A 24,050-nucleotide genomic window follows, 5' to 3' on the forward strand; every position below is an offset into this window, starting at 1 on the left:
TGTGGCAACGTGCAGTTGCGTGGTGGGGTGGATCGCATCGTGGCGTGGTTGAACTGGATAGGGCTTCGTGCCGACAGGCACGCCGCGCAGGGTTTGCTGGCAATCGGCCTGGCTGCCACCGCTGTGTCGATCCTGCTGCCGCGCCTCGACTTTGGCGCCGACGCGCTGAGGCTCAGCCTGCAGATTTCCGTCGCCATCACGGCCGCGACGCTGTTCCTGTCGGCCATGTTCATTCACCGCATCGTCGACGACCGCCGGCAGATCGCCGAGAGCGAGCAGCGCTTCCGCCGCGCCATGGAGGATTCGGCGATCGGCGTCGCCATTGTCGGCCTCGACGGACGCATCCAGCGGGCCAACCCCGCTTTCGCCGACATGCTGGGCTATAGCCGCGCCGAGATCGAGGCGCTGACCTTCCCGCAGATCACGCATCCGGACGACCTGCCGATCGGCCGCGAGACGATGCTGAACGTGAAGGAAGGCAGGATCAACTCCTACCATTTCGAAAAACGCTACCTCAGGAAGGACGGGACTCCAGTCTGGGCGCAACTTGCCGGGTCGGTCATCCTCGACGAGGACACCGGCAAGCCGCTTTATCTGGTGTCGCAGATCGAGGACATCGACGCCCGCAAGCAGGCGGAGGCGCGCATCGCCGAGGCCGAGACCCGTTGGAATTTCGCGCTCACCAGCACCGGACAGGGCGTCTGGAGCCTCGATATGCGCAAGGGCGGCACAACCTATTCTGAAACCTGGGCGAAGATGCTGGGCTATGCCGATCGCGAGCTCGACGGCGACCCGGACCGTTGGCTGACCATGATCCATCCCGACGATCAGGCACGCGTCGCCGAGGCGGATCGCGCGCACCTTGCCGGCGAGACGCCCTTTTTCGAAGCCGAGTTCCGGATGCGGCACAAGGACGGCCACTGGGTCTGGATCCTCGACCGTGGCAAGACGATCGAGCGCGATGCCGAGGGCCGGGTGATCCGCGCCATCGGCAGCTTGACCGATATCACGCAGCGCAAGGAGGCCGAGACGCGGCTGATGGTTTCGGCGGCGATGCTGGCCGACGAGAAGGAGCGTCTGAGGGTCACGCTGCAGTCGATCGGCGACGCGGTGATCTGCACCGATGCCGCCAACCGCATCACCTTCATGAACCCGGTCGCGGAAAAGCTCACCGGCGTTGACGTCGGCGAAGCCCTTGGAAAGGTGCTCGGCCATGTCTATTGGGCGGTCGACGAGGAAAGCGGGCAGAGAATCGCCCTGACGCGTCCTTCGGCGAGCGAACGGCCTCGCTGCGACCAGAACACGCGCGCGGTTCTCGTGCGGCGCGACGACACGCGCTGCAGCATCCGCCAGGTGGTGTCGCCGATCATGAACGACCGCGAGCAGTTCTGCGGCCTGGTCATCGTCTTCCAGGACTTCACCGACGCGCGCGCCCTACAGCGTCAGCTGGCCTATGCCGCCGCCCATGACGCGCTGACCGGGCTCGCCAACCGTTCGAGCTTCATGCGCACTATGGAGGAACTGGTCGACCAGTGCCGCCTCAATGGCGGCGAGCACCAGTTCATGTTCGTCGACCTCGACCATTTCAAGGCTGTCAATGACACCGGCGGCCATGCCGCCGGCGACGCGCTGCTCAGGCGCGTGGCCGACACCTTGCGCAATGTGCTTGGCCCGGAAGAGATCGTCGCGCGGCTCGGCGGCGATGAGTTCGCCGTCATCCTCAAATCGGGCGACGCGGCGCGCGGGCCGATCGCGGCGCGCTCGATCATCGATGCAATCCGCAACCTCAATTTCAGCTGGGACGGCCGCCCGCATTCGATAGGCGCCAGCATCGGGCTCGCGCCGATCCGCGCCGGTTGCGGCGAGGTGGATGAGATCATCGCCCGCGCCGACGCCGCCTGCTACGATGCCAAGGCGGCAGGCCGCGGCTGCGTTTCCGCAGCACCGGACGAAGCTTCGAGAGATGTGCCGCCCATGCCGCTCGCCGCGGCGTCCTGAGCCGCGTCGGTAGGGTCCAGCCGCGGAAGATCAGCGCGTCGGCACCGGATGGTCGCCGCGATAGTCGTAGAAGCCGCGGCCGGTCTTGCGGCCGAGCCAGCCCGCCTCGACATATTTCACCAGCAGCGGGCAGGGGCGATATTTCGAGTCCGACAGGCCCTCATGCAGCACCTGCATGATCGACAGGCAGGTGTCGAGACCGATGAAGTCGGCGAGCTGCAGCGGGCCCATCGGATGGTTGGCGCCGAGCCGCATGGCGGTGTCGATGGCGTCGACCGTGCCGACGCCCTCATAGAGCGTGTAGATCGCCTCGTTGATCATCGGCAAAAGGATGCGGTTGACGATGAAGGCCGGGAAATCCTCCGAGACGGTGATCGTCTTGTCGAGATGCTTCACATAGGTCTTGGCTGCCTCGAAGGTCTGGTCCTCGGTGGCGATGCCGCGCACCAGCTCGACCAGCTTCATCACCGGCACAGGATTCATGAAGTGGATGCCGATGAAGCGCTCGGGGCGGTCGGTCTGGGCGGCAAGCCGGGTGATCGAGATGGACGAGGTGTTGGTCGCCAGAATCGCTTCCGGATTGAGCTGCGGGCAGAGCTGCGCGTAGATCTTGCGCTTGACCGTCTCGTCCTCGGTCGCAGCCTCGATCACGAGGTCGGCGGCGGCGAGGTCGGCCATGGCCGGAGCGGCGGAGATTCGCGCCATCGCTTCGTTGCGCGCGTTTTCCTCGAGCTTGCCGGAACCGACTTGGCGGGCCATGTTGCCGCTGATGGTGGCGATGCCCTTCTCGATCCGGTCGGCCGATATGTCGTGGATCAGGACCTTGTAGCCACCCAGCGCCGAGACATGGGCGATACCGCCACCCATCTGACCCGCGCCGACAATGCCGATCGTCTCGATCTTGCTCATGACCCCGATCCCGTCCGGAACGCCCGCACTTCCTTGAAGTACAAAGACGCTCCTGCTTGTTTGTTTCCCGCAATCCGGAGGCGAACCGCCGGATTGGCTCCGGGCCTTGATGGCCCGCTTTTTGTGCAGTGCAAACTAAAAGGGCGGGGCGACTTCGTCTACCCCACCCTTCGGATTTTAATATGCCGGAACGGACGGCGTCAAAGTGCCTTTTGCAGCTCCGGCAAAATGACGAAGAGATCGCCGACCAAGCCGTAATCGGCAACCTGGAAGATCGGGGCTTCCTCGTCCTTGTTGATGGCGACGATCACCTTGGAGTCCTTCATGCCGGCCAGGTGCTGGATGGCGCCGGAGATGCCAACGGCAATGTAGAGGTCGGGCGCGACCACCTTGCCGGTCTGGCCGACCTGCCAGTCGTTCGGGCATAGCCGGCGTCGACTGCGGCGCGGGAGGCGCCAACCGCGGCGCCGAGCTTGTCGGCGACCGGCAGGATGACTTCCTGGAACTTCTCCGAGGAGCCGAGCGCGCGGCCGCCGGAGATGATGATTTTGGCCGAGGTCAGTTCCGGACGATCGTTCTCCGAGAGCTTGTTCTCGACGAAGGACGACAGGCCGGGGTTGGCGGCGGCGCCGACCGTCTCGATCGCGGCCGAACCACCTTCCGGCGCTGCCGCGAACGAGGCGGTGCGCACCGTGATGACCTTCTTGGCGTCGGTCGACTGTACAGTCTGGATGGCGTTGCCGGCATAGATCGGCCGCTTGAAGGTGTCAGGCGAGACCACTTCGATGATTTCCGACACCTGGGCGACGTCGAGCAGGGCGGCGACGCGCGGCGCTATGTTCTTGCCGGCGGAGGTGGCCGGCGCGATGATCGTGTCATAGCCGCCCGCAAGCGACACGACGAGAGCCGCAGTCGGCTCGGCCAAGCGCTCGGAAAGTTCGTCGGCTTCGGCCAGCAGCACTTTCCGAACACCTTTCAGCTTGGCGGCGGCGTCGGCCGCGCCCTTGGCGGCCTTGCCGGCCACCAGCACGTCGACATCCGAGCCGATCTGGAGCGCCGCCGACAGCGCCTTGGCGGTCTGGTCGGAAAGGCTTGCGTTGTCGTGTTCGGCGATGAGGAGAATTGCCATTGTCTTTGTCCTTTCCCGATCGCTTAGAGCACGCCGGCTTCGTTCTTCAGCTTCTCGACGAGCTCGGCCACCGACTTCACCTTGACGCCAGCCTTGCGGCCGCCCGGCTCCTCGGTCTTGATCACCTTGAGGCGCGGCCTGACGTCTGCGCCGAAGTCGGCCGGGCTCTTCTCGTCGAGCGGCTTCTTCTTGGCCTTCATGATGTTGGGCAGCGAGGCATAACGCGGCTGGTTGAGGCGAAGGTCGGCGGTGACGATCGCCGGCATCTTCAGTTCGACCGTCTGCAGACCGCCGTCGACCTCGCGCGTTACCTTGGCATGATCGCCGGCGAGCTCGACCTTGGAGGCGAAGGTGCCCTGCGACCAACCAAGCAGCGCGGCCAGCATCTGGCCGGTCTGGTTCGAATCGTCGTCGATCGCCTGCTTGCCGAGGATGACAAGGCCGGGCTTCTCCGCCTCGACGACGCCCTTCAGCACCTTGGCGACGCCGAGCGGCTCAGTCTGCTCGTCGGTCTTGACCAGGATGGCGCGGTCGGCGCCCATGGCGAGCGCGGTGCGCAGCGTCTCCTGCGCCTGCTGCGGGCCGACCGAGACGACGATGATCTCTTCCGCCTTGCCGGCTTCCTTGATGCGGATCGCTTCCTCGACCGCGATCTCGTCGAACGGGTTCATCGCCATCTTGACGTTGGCGAGTTCGACGCCCAGTCCGTCGGCTTTCACCCGGACCTTGACGTTGGCGTCCACAACCCGCTTCACGGGCACAAGGATCTTCATTTTCCTGTCACCTCTCCTGAGATAGTCGGGGCGCTATAGCAGCGTACGCCCTGTCAGAGTTGTCGAAAGCCGACATTAGCGGCGGAATATCCGCCCAGCGGTGCCGTTTCCGTAGTGGCGGCAAATCCGCGCGTCAATATCCCACGACGCACCCAAATCGGTTCAGTCCCGAGGCGTCGCTGCTCCACGGCCCCATTGCGACCCCGGCTGCGCCGGGGTGCCGTCGCTCGCGGCGGGCTCGACGGGAACAGGCGGCTGCTGGATGTTCGGCGTCGGGTCAGGCTCGCCGTCGGCGCCGGCCAGCAGCGGCACGCCGCGGCTGCGCAGCACCAGCACCAGCACGAATCCGGCGATGATGCCGCCGATATGGCAGGCCCAGGAGATCCGGTCCTCGCCGCCGGCGGCGAACATCACGATCTGGAACAGGATCCAGAGGATCAGCGGGATGAAGGCCGGAATGCGCAAGGGGATGCGGGCAAAGGCCAGCACCCAGACTTTCACGCGAGGGTAGAGAATCAAATAGGCGGTGACGACGCCGGCAATGGCGCCCGACGCGCCGATCAGCGGCACCTGCGAATCCCAGGCCACCAGCCCCTGGAAGAAAGCGCCGGCGACAGCACAGGCCAAGTAGAAGATTAGGTAGCGGATGTGGCCGAGCGCATCCTCGACATTGTCGCCGAACACCCACAGGAACAGCATGTTGCCGCCGAGATGGAAAATGTCGGCGTGTAGGAAGGAATAGGTGAGATAGCTGAGGCTTTCGGGGATGACGACGAATTCGGGCGACAGCTCGACCTTGTCGTGGACCACCGAGGGGATGAAGCCGAGGCCGAGAACCGCGGCATTGGTGAAGTTCTCACCGCCAAGCGTGGTTGCCAGATAGACCAGCGCATTCACCACGATCAGGCCGATCGTCACATATTGCAGGCGGATATGGCGCAGCCTGTTGGTGTCGTAAAGCGGGATGAACATCGGACCCTCCCGCCCCCGAATTCAGCGGTTCATTCAGCGGTTCTTGCCGGGCACCCATAGCACGTCGGCCTTTCCATTGTCATTGACCGCACGGGCGGCAACGAACAGGAAATCCGAGACGCGGTTGATGTATTTGAGCGCCTCGCGGTTGACATGCTCGGCCGGATCCTGCGCCAGCGCCACGATCAGGCGCTCGGCCCGGCGCGCCACGGTGCGGGCCAGATGGAGCGCGGCCGCGGCCGGCGTGCCGCCGTTCAGCACGAAGGATTTCAGCGGCTGCAGGTCCTTGTTGAGGAGGTCGATGTCCTGTTCGACGCGGCCGGTCTGGGCGGCGACGATACGCAGCGGCTCGTATTCCAGGGGCTTGCCGTCGTCGGGCACGGCGAGGTCGGCTCCCAGATCGAACAGATCGTTCTGGATGCGCGACAGCATGGCGTCGATCGCAGGATGTTGGCCGGCGGTATGGATGCGGGCCATGCCGATGCAGGCATTGGCCTCGTCGACCGTGCCATAGGCATCGACGCGCAGATCGGATTTCGGCCGCCGCTCGCCGGTGCCGAGCCCGGTGGTGCCGTTATCGCCGGTGCGGGTGTAGATCTTGTTGAGCTTGACCATAACGTCCCCAAAAGACCTCTATTTGCGCGTGAAATAGACCACCAGCAACAGCAGCGCCAACGCCACGGCCTGCAGCATCACACGGGCTTGCATCAGCTTGTTCGAGGTGACGCCGGAGCCGCCGCGCATCATGTTGATGAGCCCGCGGACCAGCACGATCAGCACGGCCGCCATCGCGATGACGGCGAGAATCTTCAAGACGATGACCATCTGGCTGGCTCCGGTTCAGTTTCGGTCAGGCGCGCCCGGCGAGCACGCGATAGAGCAGGGACGCCGGCAGGATGCGTTTGAGTGCTGCGCCGATCCTGGCCGGCACCGTTACCACATAGTGCGGGCGCGGGCGCTGTGACAGAAGCGCGTGACGGAGCGCCTTGTGCACGACCTCCGGCCCCGGCTTCAGCTTCGACACGCTGCCGCCGGCCTGCAGCCGGGCGAGCTGCGCCTGATAATCGGCGCGGTGGACGGAATTGTCGACGTCGATGTTCTTCAGGAACCAGGACAGGCCATTGCTGGCGATCTTCGACGTCACCGGTCCCGGCTCGATCAGCGAGAGATGGATGCCGCTGCCTTCGAGCTCCTGGCGCATGCACAGCATCAGGCCTTCTATGGCATGTTTGGACGCCGAATAGGCGCCGCGAAAGCGGACCGGCGCCAGTCCGAGGATCGAGGAGCAATGGACGAGACGGCCGTGCCCCTGGCGCCGCATGACCGGCATGACGCGCCGGGTGAGATCATGCCAGCCGAAGAAATTGGCCTCGAACTGCTCGCGCAGCGCTGCGACCGGCAGGTCCTCGACGGCGCCGGGCTGAGCGTAGGCGCCGTTGTTGAACAGCGCGTCAAGCCTGCCGCCGGTGCGTTCAAGCACCGCCTCGACCAGCGCGGCGATGGATTCGGGCTCACGATAATCGAGATAGAAGGCCTCCAGGCCGTCGGCCTCGAGCACGGCGATGTCAGCCGGCTTGCGCGCCGTGGCGAAGACCCGCCAGCCTTCCGCCTTCAGCGCCCGCGCGCAATAGGCGCCGATGCCGGAGGAGGCCCCGGTGACGATGACGGTGCGCAACTCTTTCGCGACGGTGGACGTTGTCTGACCTGGGGTTGCCATTTGCCGCAATCACTTCCCATATTCGCGGCGTCGACACAATCGAGCGGAGCGCGGGTCCTTGCTCAGGAATATCGTCGCCGTCAAACGCGTGCTCTACGATGCGATCGGCCATTTCACCAATGACGACGGCTGGGCGATGGCCAGCCATCTCGCCATCACCTCGCTGATGGCGTTGTTTCCGTTCCTGATCTTCGCCACGACACTGGCCAGCTTCCTCGGCGCGCAGGCGTTCGCGGACACGGCGGTGCATCTCGTCTTCGACACCTGGCCGGAGCAGATCGCCAAGCCGATCGCGCGCGAGGTGCAGAACGTTCTCACCGTCAGGCGAACCGACCTTTTGACCTACGGCGTCGTGCTTGCCGCCTATTTCGCGTCGAACGGCATCGAGGCGCTGCGCACCTCGCTCAACCGGGCCTATCGCGTCACCGAAACGCGCGGCATCATCCACCGCAGGGTGCAAAGCATCATTTTCGTGCTGATCGCCACGGCCTGTTTCCTGGCCGTCAGCGTGCTTCTGGTGTTCGCCCCTCTGCTGGCCAGGCTGGCGGAGGCGCATCTCGAATGGATCAAGCCCTATATGGGCACCATCACGCTGTGGCGTTACGTCGTCGCCTCCACCGTCATCGTCATCGGGCTGTTCTCGGTGCATATCTGGCTGCCGGCCGGCAAGCGCCGCTTTGTCTCGATCATACCCGGCATCGTCTTCACGCTGATCGCCTGGCTCGCCGGCTCAACCATCTTCGCCACCTATCTCGATCATTTCTCGTCCTACGTGACGACCTATGCGGGGCTCGCCTCGATCATGATCGCGGTGGTTTTCCTCTACATCATCTCGGCGATCTTCATCCTCGGCGGCGAGCTCAACGCCGCGATCAGCCGTTATCTGGACGCGCGTGCGCGGGTCGGGTGAGTTGCGCCGGGAGAAGGGGAAGGGGAACTGGGGAACTGAAGAACTGGGGAATTGAAGAATTGAAGAATTGAAGAAATGAAGAATTGAAGAAATGAAGAAAAACACAGCGCCAGTTGTTGCCGCGTTTCCTCGGTTCCTCAGCTCCTCAGTTCCTCAGTTCTTCAGTTCTTCAATTCTTCAATTCTTCAATTCTTCAATTCCCTTCCCCTAGCCTGCCCCGCCGTCGCCAGGCCTACGCCAAGGGTCGCGATCGCCATGCCGGCGATCTGCAGCAGGTTGAGCTGCTCGTCGAAAAGCATCCAGGCGATGACCGCGGTCACGGCGGGCACGAGGTAGAACAGCGAAGCGACCTTCGACATCTCGCCGTCCCTGATCATCACCATCAACAGGAAGATGGCGCCGACCGACAGCACCAAGACCAGCCAGGCCATGGCAAAGATCAGCTCGCCATTGACGGTGACGGCGCGCGTCTCGAAGGCGAGCGAGCCCAGGATCATCACGACGGAGCCGCCGACATACTGCCACATCGTCGCCGACACCAGATCGCCGCCGGAAGCATAGCGCTTCTGCCAGATGGTGCCGGCGCTCATGGCGAGCACCGAGACAAGCGAGGCGGTCAATGTTGCCGCGGTCACGCCTCCGCCGACCATTCCGAGCTTCGGCCACAGCACAATGACGACGCCCACAAGCCCGACAGCGAGCCCGGCCCAGTGGCGGGGCAGGATCGCCTCGCCGAGGAACCTGCCGGCGAGCACGGCGGTGATCAGCGGCTGCAGGCCGACGATCAATGCCGAAAACCCCGCCGGCATGCCCCGGTGGATCGCCCAGAAAACGGCGCCGAGATAGACGCCATGCATGAGGACGCCCGCCATCGTCGAATGCAACGCCTCGTCGCGCGTCGCCTTGCGCGAGCCCAGCAGCACGGCGAGGCCGGCAAACAGGATCGCCGCGATCACGAAGCGGATGGCAAGGAAGGTGAAGGGCTCGGCCCAAGGCATGGCGTAGCGCGCGCCGATGAAGCCTGTCGCCCACAATACGACGAAGGAGGCGGGAATGAACCGCTTGATGCTCTGCATGGGTGGGAGGCTGCCGGGGTGAACGGTTGATGACAGCAATTGCTCTAATGCCGTTCAATCCGGCAAGCAAAACGAAACGGTTGATCCATAAGCTAAGTCGAATTCAACAAACCGTGCCAAGAGGGGCATGGCGCGTCAGCGCGCCATGGGTGGGCATGTTTTTGCATCTCGACACGACCTGGCTGTTGTTCGCCTTCTTGATCATCGCTGGCTTCGGTTTCTTCTTCGGCACGGCGCTCGACGCGATCATGAAGGAGAGCGGGTTTGGCCCGACCGGCAACACGCTGCTGTTCATCTTCGGTTTTTTTGCCGCGATGGTGATAGCCCACAAGCATGGCATCAGCCTGAGCGATCTCAGGCTGGCGGTTGCCTGTGGGCTCGGCGGCGCCTTTGCCTTCATCAGCGCGCTGGCGCTGATCAAGGCCGGGATGGCGCGACTTTAATCAAACTCGACAAGCCGCCTGACGTCTTGCTGCGACATGCCTGCCTCGCGAAGCGCGGCAAGACCGGTGTCCTTGAAGCTCTTGGACAGTTTTCTGCCGTCCGGGCCGAGGATCAGGCGGTGGTGGAAATAGCGCGGCTGGGGGAGGCCAAGCAGTTCCTGCAGCAGGCGCTGCACGCCGGTTGCCGCATAGAGATCCTGGCCGCGCACGACATGGCTGACGCCCTGCAGCGCGTCGTCGAGGATGACGGCGAGATGATAGCTGGTCGGGATGTCGCGGCGGGCGACGATGACGTCGCCCCAGGCCTGCGGTTGCGCTTCGATCGCTCGTGTTGCCGACATCGTCTCATCGGTGAATTCGGTCCATGACAGGTCGGCGGTGACGCGCATCCTTGCCGCTTCGACGTCGAGCCGCCAGGCGAAGGGCATGTTCTCGGCGATCCGCCGCTTGCGCTCCCTGGCCGGCAGGGCCTTGTCGAGCGGCGGGTAGAGCGGCACGCCGTCAGGATCGCGCGGCCAGTCGCGGCCGCCTCTCTCGGCGATGAAGGCGCGGATCTCGCCCCGGCTCATGAAGGCCGGATAGACCAGTTCCTCAGCGACCAATCGGTCGAGCACCGCCTGGTATTCGGCAAAATGTTCCGACTGGCGACGCACCGGCTGTTCCCAGCGCAATCCCAGCCATTCGAGGTCGCGGAAAATGCCTGCCTCGAATTGCGGCGTGCAGCGGGTGATGTCGATATCCTCGATGCGCAGCAGCAGCCGTCCGTCCGCTTGCGCCGCCATCCGCTGGTTGAGCAAGGCGGAATAGGCATGGCCGAGATGCAATTCGCCGTTCGGGCTCGGCGCGAAGCGGAATGTCAGGAGCGTCATCTTCGAGACGGCATTCGGGTTGTCAGGTGCTTTCGTCGGTTGATAGTTAGCCATCCATTGCCATTTCGCGAGCGCCCTGGGAACAAGCAACGTGCAACGCATCGCCTCGCTCGACGACATTGCGGCAGGGCTCGACGCGCTCTGCCGGATCGATCCGCGGCTGGAGACGGTGCGCGGCAAGGCGGGCGAGGTGCCGCTTCGGCTGTCGGAACCGGGGTTTCGAAGCCTGGCCTCGATCATCGTTTCGCAGCAGGTTTCCCGCGCCAGCGCCGATGCGATCTTCGGGCGGCTGGTCAAGCTGGTCGATCCGCTGACGCCACAGGCAATCCTGGCCGCCGGCGAAAACGTGTTTCGCGAGGCCGGGCTGTCGCGGCCGAAGCAGCGCGGGCTGCTCGCCGTGGCCGAAGCGGTGGCCGGCGGGCTCGATCTCGATCACCTGTGCACCCTGGATGCCGGCGAAGCGATCGCGGCGATGACGGTAGTGCCCGGGATCGGCCCATGGACGGCCGAATGCTATCTGTTGTTCGCCGCTGGCCATCCGGACGTCTTCCCCGCGCGCGATGTCGCGCTGCAGACAGCGGTCGGCCATGCGCTCGGCATCGACCCGCGTCCGCCGGAAAAAATGCTTATCCGGCTGGCCGAATCATGGAGCCCCTGGCGGGGTGTCGCGTCGCGGCTTTTTTGGGCCTACTATCGTGAACTGAAGGGCAGGGACGCGGCGCCTCCAGTCGAAATGGCCAAAAAAGCATGAAAATCATGCGTTTTTGAGAGTTTCGGCGAGAGACAATCCGCTTCACATCCCTGTCATGTCGGGCTTACAGTATCCGCGCCGTTCGGTTTGGAATGTAGGAGGCGAAGGACGTGACGGTTGCCGTATCTCCGGATGGGCTTCCCGCGCTGGTGCTGAATGCGGACTACCGCCCGCTCAGCTATTACCCCCTGTCGCTCTGGTCGTGGCAGGACGCCATCAAGGCTGTCTTCCTCGACCGGGTCAACATCGTCGCAGAATACGAGCACGCGGTCTCCTCGCCGACCTTCTCGATGAAGCTGCCGAGCGTGGTGAGCCTGAAAGCCTATGTGAAGCCGTCGCGGCATCCCGCCTTCACCCGCTTCAACGTGTTCCTGCGCGACCGTTTCCAGTGCCAGTATTGCGGCACGCCGGAGGATCTGACGTTCGACCATGTCATCCCGCGCCATCGCGGCGGGGCGACGACCTGGGAGAATGTCGTCGCCGCCTGCTCGCCCTGCAATCTTCGCAAGGGCGGCATGATGCCGGCCCAGGCCAAGATGTGGCCGCTGCAGAAGCCGTACCAGCCGACGGTGCACGACCTGCACAACAACGGCCGCCTGTTCCCGCCCAACCATCTGCATGAAAGCTGGATGGATTATCTCTACTGGGATGTCGAGCTGGAACCTTAGAGTTCGGCAGAAATCCGCGAGCCCGGCCGTCTGCCACAGCTTTCTGCGCTTCCGGCGCTCACGTACTTAAATACGCTCCGCTCCGGTTCTCGAAAGCCGCGCCAGCCAATCCGGGCTGGCGAATTTCTGGACGAACTCAGCGTTGTGCCGCTCGATTGGGATTAGTCCCGCGCAAGCGCGCTGCGGAAGGCGACGGCGGCCAGCAAGAGGCTGGCGATGGCGTTCCAGCCGGCGAGCGAGAGGCCGAGGATGCGCAGCGCCGCCTTGTCGCAGGAAGGCGGCACGAATTTGTCGAGCGCGTCGAGCACGCCCTTGCCGCCGGTGTCGACCGGGCCGGCGCCCGCCGTGCAGTCGGTCGGACCGGCCCACCAATGCCATTCGACGCCGGAGTGGTAGACGCCGAGATAGAGGCCGTAGAGCATCAGCAAGCCGCCGATCGCCAGCAGGCCGCGCGTCGCCCAGGCCGGCGCATGAAGCATCGAGGCGATCACCGCCAGCAGCATCAGCGGCGCGCCGACATAATAGGGCGTGCGCTGCTCGAGGCAGAGATGGCAGGGGATGTAGCCGCCGATATATTGGAAAGCCAGCGCCGAGCCGACGGTCGCGGCCATGGCGACGGCGAGAAACAGCGCCGCGCGCGTGCGCTGGCGTCCGGTATCGGCATTCATGGTCGCTGTCATCTAATCGGGTCCGTTGGTTGCGTCGCTATCCGTGGGCGTATCTGACGAGGATATAGAGCAAAATCAGGGCAGCCGCGCCGGCGCCGACGATCAATCCCAAGCGCTTTTCGATGAACTCCCGGATCGATTCGCCATAGCGGCGCAACAGCCAGGCCAGCAGCAGGAAGCGGGCGCCGCGCGCCACAATGGCCGAGACGACGAAGACAAGAATGTTGACGTGAAGCGCGCCGGCCAGAATGGTGACCACCTTGATCGGCGGCAGGTGCGCAGCGCCGGAGGTGACGAGCAGCACCAGCATCAGCCCGGTGCCGGAGGACTGCCACCTCTCGAACGTGTCGAGGCCGCCGAAATGCTCCAGGATCGGCCGCGCTATCGTGTCATAGGCATAATAGCCGATCAGCCAGCCGGCAATGCCGCCCAGCACGGAGGCAACCGTGGCGGTCAGGGCATAGCGATAGGCGCGATCGGGCCGCGCCAACGCCATGGGCAGGAACAGCACGTCGGCCGGTATGAAGAACACGGAGCTTTCGACGAAAGCGATGAAGGCCAGCCACCATTCGGCGGATTTGCGCGCCGCCAGCGACAGGGTCCAGTCGTAAAGTCCGCGAAGCATCGGCTCTCCTAATGCGGTCGACACAATTCCGGACGGAAAACCGCAGCGCGCATTTCCTGGAATTGCTCTGATCAATGTCACCCGGGACGCTTGGCGGTTTTGGGCAACGGCAGGCAGGAAGACAAGGACCCAAAGCGCCGCATCCAGCTTGCGGATGCGAGGCGCTCAACGCTTCGCCTGTCTAGAAAGATTTTCCGCGCCGCACAATGTCTGCGTCGCCACGAGGCCGAAGGGTGGGCGATGCCGCCGGTTGCGCGGGCAAATCCGCAACAGGCCAGTTGACGAACACCCATCCGCCCGTATAGTCCGCGCCCATCCAGGCCGCCCGGCCTGAGCCCCTATGGCGGAATTGGTAGACGCGCTCGACTCAAAATCGAGTTCCGCAAGGAGTGCTGGTTCGATCCCGGCTAGGGGCACCACCACCTTCATGCAGGTGTTGACGTATTTTACCGTCGGGTCGACCGGCGCTGGGCGCTTAACAAAAGCAAGACCGTCACCCACGGGCGCCAATAGGTTCACCAACCATCGGCTTGCGCTTGCGGAGCACCCGGTCCGGCAACAGGCTGGCAAGATCATCGATCAATTCCGTGCGCGGAATGTCCGGTTTGCGTGGGATGATCGCCGTCAACCCACTGGACGATCATCCGGAATTGCACTTTCGCTTGCGAATAGGAGCGATAGAAGTCGAGAAGTTCCCCTGTGGGTTCCGACAAGCGTTGGAAGCCCGAAATAAAGGCGACGACCGTGCCGATCGTCGTCTGCCCGCGGATCACAAGATAGCCGCCAACGATCAGGACCACCAGGGACCCCGCCGCGTTGGCTATATTCAGCAACGTCTTCAGCCCGAATTTCAACAAATAGAATTCGATGCGGGTGCTGAAGATCGTGCGTATGGTGCGAAAGGCGGCTCGGCGCTTCGTCGAGTGGCTGGCGAAGGAATTGACTGCTTGGTTGCCAAGCTTTCGGACCAGCGCGACCTGCCGTTCCACGAGTGTGTTCAGGTCCTTCTGCATGTAAAGCGCAAGCAGGATTTGCGGCAGGAGTGACACGCCGCTGACCAGAGCGATCACCGGCTGCATGTAGGTCATGTAAGATGCGACGCAGACCATCAGCGTGACGTTGACCACGCAATCAGAGATGCTGGTGCCGACAAATCCGCCAACATAGTCGATCTCGTTGCCGATGATGCCGGCGGTCTGACCACTCCTTGCGTGCTCGCGCGCGGACCTTTGCGTGGCGACGAGAGCGAGCTGGTCGCGGGCCGTCTTCACCACGCTCTCTCCGACCCAGCCTTGATAGACGATCAGTGCGTATTTCAGGCCCGCATGCAGGAGTATAGCCCCAAGATAAAGGCCGCCGAGCATCAGCAGCCCCCGTACGTCCTTGTCGGCAATTGCCACATCGACGACCCGTCTCTGCAGGTCGATGGGTAGAAAGTTGGCCAAGGCAACCGAAATTGCGATCACGCTGACATAGACCTGTTGCATGCCGCTGGCGCGCCGGACAAAACTGGGAAACTTCTCGCCAGGGCGCATCGCGTCGGCCACCGGCTCAAACGGGGTGAAGCGCCGCGCAATTGTCGCGAAAATTCCGCTCACCTTCGGTGCGCCTCCGTCGTATCCATTTCCGGTCCAACCGATCAGAGCAACGCACCCTGTCGGTGACCTGCTGACAGGCAGCCTCTGTCAGGCCCGGGACTGCCGCCCGGTCATGCCTTTTGCCAGCCCACGCCACATAAGAAGGCTGAGTTCTCTATCTTCACGGTTTGATAGCGAAGAAGGCCGCGAGCCCCTTTGATCGGCATCAAGGCCAGGGGAATTTACGATCCGAGCTGAACCAGGCAGGCTGCGCGATAGATACGCTGGAGAGCTCAGAGCCGTCCGTGTCGATATTTTGAAGTATGCGTTTCAGGCTTGGAACGATCGGCGCGAGCGTGGCAGGCATTGGCGCGCACATCGCTGCAATTCCCGCTCCCCGACATTCGGACCCTCTGCAAAGTGGCAGGCGTGACGTTCAAAGGATCGTGCAGGTCGACTACACAATGCCGGCTGCGTTGAGTCTATTAGCGGCGTCCAGCCTCCCTACCGCATATTTCCCGTATGCCCCTGCGAATACCGTCCGGGCTGCGGCCATACGGTGAGCCCATGCGGCTCGACACCGACGCGGATTTTCGTCACCGCGCCGCTCACCGTGTCGATCATATAGACGTCGCTGTCGAAGCGGCCGGAGAGCCATAGCTGCTTGCCGTCGGCGCTGACATTGCCCATGTCGGGGCTGCCGCCGCCGGGGATCGGCCATTGCGCGACGACGGCGCGGGTGGCGAAGTCGATCACGGTCACGCTGCCCGGACCCTTGGCCTTGCCCTGCTCCATCTTGTGCGAGCCGCGGTTCGAGACATAGAGCCGCTTGCCGTCGCGGCTGACGACGAAGCCGTGCGTGCCGATGCCGGTGGGGATGAAGCCGATTTCCTTGAAACTGTCGCCGTTGACCAGGAATACGCCGTCATTCATCATGTCGGCGACGTAAAAGACCTTGCCGTCGGGCGACAGGCGGATGTCCTGCGGCATGCCCATCCTGGAGAGGTCGAGATGGCCGAGCACCTTCTGGTTCTTCAGGTCGATCTTGGCCAGGCCGCCATTGCCATATTCGCAGGTGAAGATCGCATAGGAGCCGTCGACCGAGAAATCGGCATGGTTGATGCCAAGGCAGGTCGGCGTCGGCAGGCTCGATTTCAGCGCCATGGTGTGCGGGTCGCGGAAATCGAGCTGCTGCAATGCCTCGTCGACGACGATTGCCGCGCTGCCGTCCGGCATGAAATAGAGGTTGTAGGGATCGTCGACCGGGACCTGCTGGCCGGGCTTGGCCGTCATCGGGTCGATCGGCGTCAGGCTGCCGTTTTTGCCGGTGCCGTTGTTGGCGACCCATAGCGTCTTCAAATCCCAGGACGGCACGACGTGCTGCGGCTTGCTGCCGACATTGAAGCGGTCGACTTCCTTGAGCGTTACGCTGTCGATCACCGAGACGCTGTTGGAGGAGCGGTTGGGCACATAGACGCGCGGTAGCGACCCGGTCGTCACGGGGCTGAGATGACCGGCGGCGGTGTGTTTGTAGATGTTGACGGCGGGCGGCGGCGGTTCGCTGCAGTCCTCGGGGCAGGTATCGGCCCAGGCTCGAGCAGGCCAGGCTGGGACAGACGACAGCGCAATCAGCAGCAGGGCCGCACGAAGACTGGTGTGACGCAAAAGACTTCTGATCATCTGGATGGTTTCGTGAAGGCCCGGCCCGAGTTCCCGCCCGGACCCATAGCTGGTGTCCCGCCGTTGATCTAGCGCCTTTTCAACAGGCTCCGCATGCGGTTGCGCAGCAGGCGCGCCATGTTGCGGGTCTCGCGGTAGAGGTGCAGTTGCGAGGCCGCCTGGCGGGCCAGCCGGTCGGCGTCCGGCGTCAGCCCGACCACCAGCGTGCCCATCGGCTTGCGCTCGCTCCACAGGCGGCTCATCACAGGATGGTCCGGAACCGCGCAGGAGTCGGTCATGACGATGTTGGGATCGTCGAGATGCTGCTTGGTCACCTCGATCATCAGCAGCGTGCCCGGCGAATAGGCGGAGAGCGTCTCGTCATAGGCCGTCTTCCAGGTGTAGGCCACGCCGGCCTCGACGAAGACGACCAGGCAGGCAATGGCGCGGCCGTCGAGCGTCAAGAGATGGATGCGGCACATGTCCTGCTCGGCCAGCCGGTGCACGGCCTCGCGGGCGAAGGCGGCGCGGTAGCGGTCGATCGCCATGGCGGTGCGCTCGCGGCCTTTCCAGCCGGCGGCCTCCAGCGTCAGGAAGCTTTCGATGGCGTGGCGGATCTCGTCCGGCCCGCGCGCAACGACGTGCTCGAGCTTGCCGAGGTCGGCGATGCGGCGCTTCAGTCGGCGGAATTCGCGGTAATGGTGCGCGCGCAGCGATGCCTTGAGGTAGTCCTCGCCGTCGGCGTCGCTTTCAAGCACCGGGCGCTCGAGCTTGCCGGTGGTCACCAGGGTCAGGCCGCGGCTGTCGGCAAACGAGGTGAGCAGGCTCGCGACCGGACCGTCGAGGCGCATGTCGGGCAGCACGAAGACTTTTGGCAGCTTGAGATGCGGCCGCGACAGCATCGAGAAGAAATCCTCGATGACGCCGATCGGATCGTCGCGGTCGACCAGCGGCGTGCCGAGCGGGCCGAACGGGCTCGACCATGTGCGCATCACCGGAACGCCAAGCGGGATCGCCGGCCGCTCGACCGAGAAGGGCACCAGAAGACGCAGCCGGTTGCGGTATTCGTCGCCGTCGCGGATGACGGCCAGCCGCACCTCGCGGTCTTCCAGCCGGGGCATCGCCGGGGCCAGGAAGCGCGGGTTGAAGAAGACATTCGGCTCGACCGTGCGGGCGCTGAGATAGTCGAGTTCCTCGACGAGGTCGAAACCGGCCGAGGCCGGGTAGATGGCGAGCTTGCGTTCGGGCCTGTTGCTGGCGAAGAGCTCGATATGGGCGGGGTCGACCTCGCGCGCCAGGCCTGCAAGGTTGGAGACCATGGCGCCGGCCGGGCCGCCGCTGGTCTCTTCGAGCAACGGGACGGCGGCCATCAGGCAATTTCCTTCTTTGCAGGCACGAAGATCGCCATCACGATGCCAAGCTTGCGCCAGACGGTGAAGGAGAGCGCGCTGGCCTCGAAGACCATGGCAAGGCTTGTGGCCATCGCCGCGCCCCAGAGGCCGAATAGCGGGATCAGCAGCACGTTGAGGCCGATGTTGAGGGCGAGCGTCATGGCATAGACGGCGGCGCAGATGTTCTGGTTGCCGCTCATGGTGAGCAGGCTTTCGCAGGGGCCGACGGCGGCGCGCGCCACGACGCCCAGCACCAGCAGGAAGAGCAGCGGATAGCCGGCGGTGAATTCGGGGCCGAACAGCACCAGCATCGGCTCGCCCAGCGCCAGCACCAGCAGCGCCATCAAAAGCGAAGGCCAGAAGGTCCAGGAGACGGTTTCGCGGGCGAAGGCGGCAAGCCTGTCCGGTTCGCCATGGGTGAACTGGGCGTAGCGCTGGGCAACGCCGGCCTTGACCGCGAAATAAACGAAATGCACCAGCGCCAGCGTCTTCACGGTCGCGAAATAGACGGCGACATCGTTGGGCGGGAGGTAGGCGCCCACCATCAGCACATCGGCATTGGTGAGCAGGAAGAAGAAGCTCTCGACCAGGAAGATCGGCAGCGAGACGAGGATCCATTGGCCGAAATGCACTGTCATCGGCCCGGGCGGGACCTTCTTGTCCATGCGCGAGGTGACGGCCATCAGCTGGCCGAGCGTCGTGACATAGGTGGCGGCGATCGAGGCGAAGATCGCGGTCTTGGCGTCGGGCAGGTAGTGCAGGCCAAGCATCAGCGCCATGAAAGCCAGGATCAGCACCGGCCGCACCAGATAGGTCGGCGACAGCGCCAGCAGCGCCCAGGAATTGGCGCGCGCCAGCCCTTGCACGAGATCGCCGAGCGCGATCATCGGCAGGCAGATGACGCCGAGGATGAAAGGAATGACGTAGTAGTTCTCGATCCAGTCCGAGGCCAGCCACACGCCAAGGGCGCCGAGACCGGCGATCAGCGTCGAGGCGACGAGCACGAACAGGCGGCTGGCAAGCACGATGCCGCGCAGCTCGGCCAGCATGCCGCGCTCGCGATACTCCGGAATGAAGCGGATGACCGAGGTGTGGAAGCCAAGGCAGGCGAGATTGCCGACGATGACCATCGTCACCCAGACCAGCACCGAGATGCCGTATTCGAACGACCCCATCCAGCGCGCCATCAGCACCTGGCTGACAAAGGCGATCAAGGCGCTGATGATGCGGATGGAAAAGGCGATCAGCGACATGCGCCCGGCTTCGCCGCGCGCATCGGCGGTGAAGAGGATGGCATCGATGCGGCCAAGCAGCGGCGTGATGCGCAGCGCCCAGCGCTGCGGCAAGAACCGCCCGGCAGTCGTTGCCGCGGAAAAGCGCACCCAGAACTCTCCGTTTTCCGCCTTTTTCCAGGGTTCGGGTCTATCCGAAACACCTTAAGAAAGGGTGGGTGGAGAGCGCGGCTCCTCCTTCTCCCCTTGTGGGAGAAGGTGGCCGCGAAGCGGCCGGATGAGGGGTTTGGAAGGATCGCGGCGCAGCAGATTGAGCACCGGGATTCCTTCAATCTTGGAGGTCGCACTCCGCTGGAGCACCCCTCATCCGTCTCGGCGCTGCGCGCCGATCCACCTTCTCCCACAAGGGGAGAAGGAAGAAGCGCCCCTCACATCCCCTTCATCGCATCGCACGAGACGTTCGGGTTCATGTCGGCGAAGGCGCCCGTCGGGTTCTGCTTCCAGGCCCAGACATGCAACTCGTAGAACGGGCCGAGGCCGTAGCGGTTGGGCGCGGTGTTGAAGTTGAACAGATGGCCTTCGAGCGAGGCTGGGCCCTTCGACGTGATGTATTCGACGGCGATCAGCTTCAGCGTGCCGTCAGCCATCGGCTCGTACATGACGGCTTCCGGCTTGGCGACGTCGACCGCATCGTCCTTCAGATAGGCGGCATTGACGTAGTGGATGCCCATGGCGCCGCCGGTGAGGCCGCTGGCGCAGGGGATCGGCGCATAGCCTTCGGCCTTCGCCACCGCGACGTCCTCGAAGCGGCTGTCGAGCGCCCGCACCTTTTCGGCGAGCGGGTTGACGGTTTGCGCGGTAGCGGCGCCCGCCATCAGCAGGATGATCGAGGCGGAGGCGCCGATGGCGCATCTGGGTGAGGTCTGAATGTTCATTTGTCTCTCCATTGAGTTGCGGTGCGCGAGCGGTGGGAGTCGGCCGGTCAAAGCCAACTCCGCAGGCCGGCGGCGTCTCTCGGTAAAAAGGATGGTCGCTGGTCCGGACGCTGCGGGATCAGTGGTGAAGCAACCAATATTCCCAGTATTCGCGCGGCATCTCCCGCTCATCGAGGCCGATGTCGCGTCTCAGGTAATCGTCCCGAGGCGGCAGAAGGCGGCGGCGGTTTCGCAACGGCGAAAGCAGCGCCGACAAGGCCCGTCGCATGATGCCGCGCCGTGGCGGGAGGTTATCCGCCGCGGCGGATACACTCTCGCTGTCCGGCACGGCGTCAGGTCCGCCGGCGACGGGTATGGTCTGCCCGACACGGTCTTCCCCGTCAGCGATAAAAGTAGGGGTCGAGGACCCGCACCTCCGTGATCTTGTCGACAGGAAGCGCATTCTTTTGCGCGGTGCTGCGGATCGCCTCCGGCGAGGGCGCGTCGTAGATGCAGAAACTCTTGCCCTTGTCGGGCGAGACGAAGGATTGCACCCAGGTGACGCCTTTCTCGGCGTTGCGGGCGATGACGCCGCCCATCGCGGTGGCGCCGGCATCGTTCATCGGCACATGCAGGCCGTCCGGGAAGGTGCGTTCAACGAGATAACGTGGCACGATCGTCTTTCCTTTCGTGATTGGATTGCAAGTTTCCACGCAATTCCGGACGGAAAGCCACGGCGAAGTCGCCGAGCCCAACAGCTACGCAGTTTTCCCGGAATTGCCCGGTGCTCGTTTCGAGCAAGGCGGATACCACCATTTCGGGAAAGCCCATGCATCGGAGCCATTCCCCATATCGCCCGGGACGATTCCCTATCTTTGGAACGTTTTATGTGGAAGATGGCACTTGAATGTGTGGAAGGTCACATTTCAGGGCGTGTCTCCCACGCTATCGCGGCGGCGATCCGCCACGATGGAATTCCAATTTCGCGAGAGAGCGATGATGCTTCTGGAACGGCAGCCGCAGCTGCAGCAGATGGATGCCCTGTTGGCGGACGCAATCGGGGGCCGCGGCCGCGTCGTGGTCGTCTTGGGCGAGGCGGGCGCCGGCAAGACGGCGCTGGTCGAGGCGTTCGCGAGCCGACTGGATGATGGCCTGACAATGCTTCGCAGCGCCTGCGAGGATCTGTCCATCCCGGATCCGCTGGGGCCGCTTTATGATCTGGCCCGCGACGCGCGGTGGGAACTGCCGCGGGCGATGGACGACCGCCAGGTGCAGCGGCTGCCGTTGTTTTCCGAGGCGCTCGACGTCTTCGAGGCGAAAGGCCCGTGCCCGCTCGTCATCGAGGATCTGCACTGGGCCGACGACGCGACACTCGATTTCGTGCGCTTCCTCGGCCGGCGCATCGCAAACACCCGCATCCTGCTCCTGATCACGGCGCGGACCGATCGCAGCGAAGGGCAGATGCGCGTGCGCCGGGCGCTCGGCGAGATCCCGGCCGGCAATGTCGTGCGTATCGACGTGCCGCTGCTCAGCGAAAGCGCCGTGCTGTCGCTGGCCGCAACCGCCGAGCGCGACGGCGAGGCGATCTACCGGGCAAGCGCCGGCAACGCCTTCTTCGTCACCGAGCTGCTCGCTGCCGCAGGCGATGGCGCCTTGCCGGCAAGCGTGCGCGACGCCGTGCTGGCGCGCGCCGAAAAACTGTCGCCCGGCGCGCGCTCGATGCTCGACGCCGTCTCGGTGTTTCCACGCCGCGCCGACGCCTGGGCGCTGAGCGGCCTTTGCGGGATTGCCGCCGCCGGCCAGCTCGCCGAATGCGTCGCCAACGGCCTGCTCGAGGATTTCGGCGACGGCTATGCCTTCCGGCACGAGATCGCCCGTACGGCAATCGAGATGGCGCTGACGCCGAGCAAACGGCGCGAATACAATGAACGCGCCTTGTCGGCCTTGCGCGAAAACCCGCAAGTGGCCACCGCCAGGCTGGTGCATCATGCCGTGGAAGCGCAGAACCTGGACGTGGTGCGCGAGCTCGCGCCGACCGCGGCGCGCGAGGCTTCGCGGGTCGGCGCGCATCGCGACGCGGTGGGTTATTACGAGGTTGCCCTGCGCTACGCGGATATGCTGCCGGTCGAGAAGCGAGCCGAGCTCTATGAGGGCCATGCTTTCGAGTGCCACTTGATCGGCCGCGTCGAGGCGGCCATGGAGGCGCAGGAGCAGGCGCGCCTGCTGCGCCAAGCGCTAGGCGATCGGGTCAAGGAGGGCGACGGTCTACGCTGCCTGTCGCGCTTTGCCTACCTGCTCGGCGATCGCGAGACCGCGGACAGGTTCGGAGCACAGGCCGTGGAGCTTCTGGAGACAGCGCCCGACGGTCCCGAACTCGCCATGGCTTATTCCAACCTCTCGCAGCTGGCGATGCTCGCCGAACGGCTCGAGGACACGCTCATGCTCGGCGGCAAGGCCGTGGAGCTGGCGGAGCGGCTCAACCGGCCCGACATCCTCTGCCACGCCCTCAACAATGTCGGCGCCGCTGGGCAATGGCTGGACTTCGCCAAAGGGCGGCGCGATCTCGCCCGCAGCTTGGGAATCGCATTGTCGGGCAACTTCCAGGAACATGCGGCGCGCGCCTTCACCAACTGCGCCTGCGTCGAGATGAACAGGCTCAACTTCAAGGAGGCGTCCTCGTTGCTGGAGCGCGGCATCGGCTACTGCGTCGAGAACGATCTTGCGACATGGCGCGACTACATGCGCGGCGTGCAGGCGCAGCTTCTGCTGAGGCTCGGCCTCTGGGACGACGCCGCGGCGGTGGCGCATGAGGTTGTCGATGATGAAGCAACGACGCCGTTGGTGCGCTATCCGTCGCTGGTGGCCCTGGCCAGATTGCGTATCCGCCGCGGCGACCCGTCGGCCGAGCCGATCGTGGAAGAGATGAGGCGGTTCCTGGACAAGGGCATGGAACTGCAACGGCTTGTGCCTTTTGCCGAGGTGATGGCCGAGCTGGCGTGGCTGGGCGAGGGCGACAGGGATGAAGCGCTGCATCTGATCGCCCTTGCCGAAGGCCTCGCGCCGACGCGGGCGGTGTTCGGCGGGCTGGCGGCCTGGCGGCAGCTTTTGTCGCCGGAAAGCGATCCCGGCGAGACCGACGGCATGGCCGAGCCGCATCGCTTGCAATTGATCGGCGACTGGCGCGCCGCCGCTGCGTTTTGGGCGAGGATGGGCGCCCCTTTCGAACGGGCGCTCGCCTTGCTGCAGGGCGACGAGGCAGCGCAGCGTGAGGCGCTGGATATTTTCGAGGCGCTCGGCGCAAGACCAGTAGCGCAGCATGTGCGCGGCCTGCTGCGGCAGAGCGGCGTGAGCGGCATTGCCAGGGGTCCTAGGCAGGCGACGCGCGCCAACCAGGCCGGCCTCACGCAGCGCCAGATGGAGGTCCTGCAGTTGATCGAACGAGGCTTCTCCAACAAAAAGATCGCCGCGCATATGGCGATCTCGCCGAAGACGGTCGATCACCACGTTTCGGCGGTGCTCGGGAAACTGGAAGCCGTCTCGCGCGGCGAAGCAGCGGCCGCGGCGCGCGCGTCGGGGCTGGTGTGACGGTTGGTGCGTTCCCCGACACAAGGATTTTGAAAAGTTGCCGTTTGTCTTGGTGTAGATTTTGCGTTCATTTGCATGAAATCAGCGCAAACGCCGGGGATTGACTGAAGCCGCCCCAACCTCGTCATTCTATGGCGGAGCAAGGAGCGAAGCGACGCGGCGCAGACCATAGAATCCATGCCGT

The 24,050-nt window shown here is 64.4% G+C and carries 22 protein-coding genes, 1 tRNA gene and 1 pseudogene; 7 read left to right on the top strand and 17 right to left on the bottom strand.

What is annotated here, in order from left to right:
* The first annotated feature begins 39 nt into the window (after positions 1-39).
* Positions 40-1,998 carry a PAS domain S-box protein gene (locus EJ069_RS30110; protein ID WP_245456362.1) on the top strand — a complete coding sequence of 653 codons (1,959 nt, stop codon included), beginning with the start codon at positions 40-42 and terminating at the stop codon, positions 1,996-1,998.
* A 30-nt stretch (positions 1,999-2,028) separates the two neighbouring features.
* Here EJ069_RS30110 and EJ069_RS30115 read toward each other — a convergent pair whose 3' ends face one another.
* The 7 genes and pseudogenes from EJ069_RS30115 to EJ069_RS30145 all read right to left on the bottom strand — a co-directional run bounded on the left by EJ069_RS30115 (position 2,029) and on the right by EJ069_RS30145 (position 7,498).
* Positions 2,029-2,907, bottom strand: a complete 879-nt coding sequence (locus tag EJ069_RS30115) for a 3-hydroxybutyryl-CoA dehydrogenase (RefSeq protein ID WP_126064223.1) — start codon at positions 2,905-2,907, stop codon at positions 2,029-2,031.
* Between the two features lie 200 nt (positions 2,908-3,107).
* Positions 3,108-4,036, bottom strand: a pseudogene (locus tag EJ069_RS30120) (electron transfer flavoprotein subunit alpha/FixB family protein).
* 23 nt (positions 4,037-4,059) lie between these two features.
* Positions 4,060-4,809: an electron transfer flavoprotein subunit beta/FixA family protein gene (locus EJ069_RS30125; protein ID WP_126064224.1), complete on the bottom strand. Its 750-nt coding sequence runs from the start codon at positions 4,807-4,809 to the stop codon at positions 4,060-4,062.
* 162 nt (positions 4,810-4,971) lie between these two features.
* Complete coding sequence (locus tag EJ069_RS30130) at positions 4,972-5,781, bottom strand: rhomboid family intramembrane serine protease (protein WP_126064225.1); 810 nt, start codon at positions 5,779-5,781, stop codon at positions 4,972-4,974.
* Between the two features lie 33 nt (positions 5,782-5,814).
* A complete protein-coding gene (locus EJ069_RS30135) occupies positions 5,815-6,396 on the bottom strand; it encodes a cob(I)yrinic acid a,c-diamide adenosyltransferase (RefSeq protein WP_126064226.1) in 582 nt (193 codons plus the stop codon).
* 18 nt (positions 6,397-6,414) lie between these two features.
* On the bottom strand, positions 6,415-6,606 hold the full coding sequence (locus tag EJ069_RS30140; protein ID WP_042641360.1) for a twin transmembrane helix small protein: 192 nt from the start codon (positions 6,604-6,606) through the stop codon (positions 6,415-6,417).
* 25 nt (positions 6,607-6,631) lie between these two features.
* The gene (locus EJ069_RS30145) at positions 6,632-7,498 is read right to left on the bottom strand and encodes an SDR family oxidoreductase (RefSeq protein WP_126064227.1); all 867 of its coding nucleotides are present in this window, start codon (positions 7,496-7,498) and stop codon (positions 6,632-6,634) included.
* Between the two features lie 58 nt (positions 7,499-7,556).
* On the opposite strand from EJ069_RS30145, the gene EJ069_RS30150 reads away from it, so the two are divergent.
* Complete coding sequence (locus EJ069_RS30150) at positions 7,557-8,408, top strand: YihY/virulence factor BrkB family protein (protein ID WP_126064228.1); 852 nt, start codon at positions 7,557-7,559, stop codon at positions 8,406-8,408.
* 185 nt (positions 8,409-8,593) lie between these two features.
* Here the strand turns inward: EJ069_RS30150 and EJ069_RS30155 are convergent, their stop codons facing one another.
* Complete coding sequence (locus tag EJ069_RS30155; protein WP_126064229.1) at positions 8,594-9,484, bottom strand: DMT family transporter; 891 nt, start codon at positions 9,482-9,484, stop codon at positions 8,594-8,596.
* A gap of 29 nt (positions 9,485-9,513) precedes the next feature.
* On the opposite strand from EJ069_RS30155, the gene EJ069_RS30160 reads away from it, so the two are divergent.
* Complete coding sequence (locus EJ069_RS30160) at positions 9,514-9,927, top strand: hypothetical protein (RefSeq protein ID WP_245456363.1); 414 nt, start codon at positions 9,514-9,516, stop codon at positions 9,925-9,927.
* On the opposite strand, the gene gluQRS is transcribed toward EJ069_RS30160, so the two are convergent.
* On the bottom strand, positions 9,924-10,796 hold the full coding sequence (gluQRS, locus tag EJ069_RS30165; protein WP_126064918.1) for a tRNA glutamyl-Q(34) synthetase GluQRS: 873 nt from the start codon (positions 10,794-10,796) through the stop codon (positions 9,924-9,926). The genes EJ069_RS30160 and gluQRS overlap by 4 nt on opposite strands.
* Positions 10,797-10,887: 91 nt before the next feature.
* Here gluQRS and EJ069_RS30170 point away from each other — a divergent pair, with 91 nt between their 5' ends.
* On the top strand, positions 10,888-11,547 hold the full coding sequence (locus EJ069_RS30170; protein ID WP_126064230.1) for a DNA-3-methyladenine glycosylase: 660 nt from the start codon (positions 10,888-10,890) through the stop codon (positions 11,545-11,547).
* A gap of 110 nt (positions 11,548-11,657) precedes the next feature.
* Positions 11,658-12,215: an HNH endonuclease gene (locus tag EJ069_RS30175; RefSeq protein ID WP_027167440.1), complete on the top strand. Its 558-nt coding sequence runs from the start codon at positions 11,658-11,660 to the stop codon at positions 12,213-12,215.
* Positions 12,216-12,376: 161 nt separating this feature from the next.
* Here the strand turns inward: EJ069_RS30175 and EJ069_RS30180 are convergent, their stop codons facing one another.
* Together EJ069_RS30180 and EJ069_RS30185 are read right to left on the bottom strand one after the other, a co-directional pair.
* A complete protein-coding gene (locus tag EJ069_RS30180; protein ID WP_126064231.1) occupies positions 12,377-12,895 on the bottom strand; it encodes a disulfide bond formation protein B in 519 nt (172 codons plus the stop codon).
* Between the two features lie 25 nt (positions 12,896-12,920).
* Complete coding sequence (locus tag EJ069_RS30185) at positions 12,921-13,508, bottom strand: YqaA family protein (RefSeq protein WP_042641375.1); 588 nt, start codon at positions 13,506-13,508, stop codon at positions 12,921-12,923.
* 334 nt (positions 13,509-13,842) lie between these two features.
* Between EJ069_RS30185 and EJ069_RS30190 the strand changes: the two genes are divergently transcribed.
* Positions 13,843-13,927, top strand: a tRNA-Leu gene (locus tag EJ069_RS30190).
* A 153-nt stretch (positions 13,928-14,080) separates the two neighbouring features.
* On the opposite strand, the gene EJ069_RS30195 is transcribed toward EJ069_RS30190, so the two are convergent.
* The 6 genes from EJ069_RS30195 to EJ069_RS30220 all read right to left on the bottom strand — a co-directional run bounded on the left by EJ069_RS30195 (position 14,081) and on the right by EJ069_RS30220 (position 20,955).
* A complete protein-coding gene (locus EJ069_RS30195) occupies positions 14,081-15,106 on the bottom strand; it encodes an ABC transporter transmembrane domain-containing protein (RefSeq protein ID WP_126064232.1) in 1,026 nt (341 codons plus the stop codon).
* A gap of 483 nt (positions 15,107-15,589) precedes the next feature.
* A complete protein-coding gene (locus tag EJ069_RS30200) occupies positions 15,590-16,765 on the bottom strand; it encodes a YncE family protein (RefSeq protein WP_126064233.1) in 1,176 nt (391 codons plus the stop codon).
* Positions 16,766-16,833: 68 nt separating this feature from the next.
* Positions 16,834-18,114: a GNAT family N-acetyltransferase gene (locus EJ069_RS30205; RefSeq protein WP_126064234.1), complete on the bottom strand. Its 1,281-nt coding sequence runs from the start codon at positions 18,112-18,114 to the stop codon at positions 16,834-16,836.
* Positions 18,114-19,517: a lipopolysaccharide biosynthesis protein gene (locus EJ069_RS30210; protein WP_126064235.1), complete on the bottom strand. Its 1,404-nt coding sequence runs from the start codon at positions 19,515-19,517 to the stop codon at positions 18,114-18,116. The genes EJ069_RS30205 and EJ069_RS30210 overlap by 1 nt, the downstream gene beginning before the upstream one ends.
* Positions 19,518-19,795: 278 nt before the next feature.
* Positions 19,796-20,242, bottom strand: a complete 447-nt coding sequence (locus EJ069_RS30215; protein ID WP_245456726.1) for a hypothetical protein — start codon at positions 20,240-20,242, stop codon at positions 19,796-19,798.
* A gap of 440 nt (positions 20,243-20,682) precedes the next feature.
* On the bottom strand, positions 20,683-20,955 hold the full coding sequence (locus EJ069_RS30220; RefSeq protein WP_126064237.1) for a DUF4242 domain-containing protein: 273 nt from the start codon (positions 20,953-20,955) through the stop codon (positions 20,683-20,685).
* 325 nt (positions 20,956-21,280) lie between these two features.
* On the opposite strand from EJ069_RS30220, the gene EJ069_RS30225 reads away from it, so the two are divergent.
* A complete protein-coding gene (locus tag EJ069_RS30225) occupies positions 21,281-23,866 on the top strand; it encodes a LuxR family transcriptional regulator (RefSeq protein WP_126064919.1) in 2,586 nt (861 codons plus the stop codon).
* Positions 23,867-24,050 lie beyond the last annotated feature (184 nt).

It is taken from the genome of Mesorhizobium sp. M2A.F.Ca.ET.043.05.1.1, assembly GCF_003952445.1.
GTDB lineage: Bacteria > Pseudomonadota > Alphaproteobacteria > Rhizobiales > Rhizobiaceae > Mesorhizobium.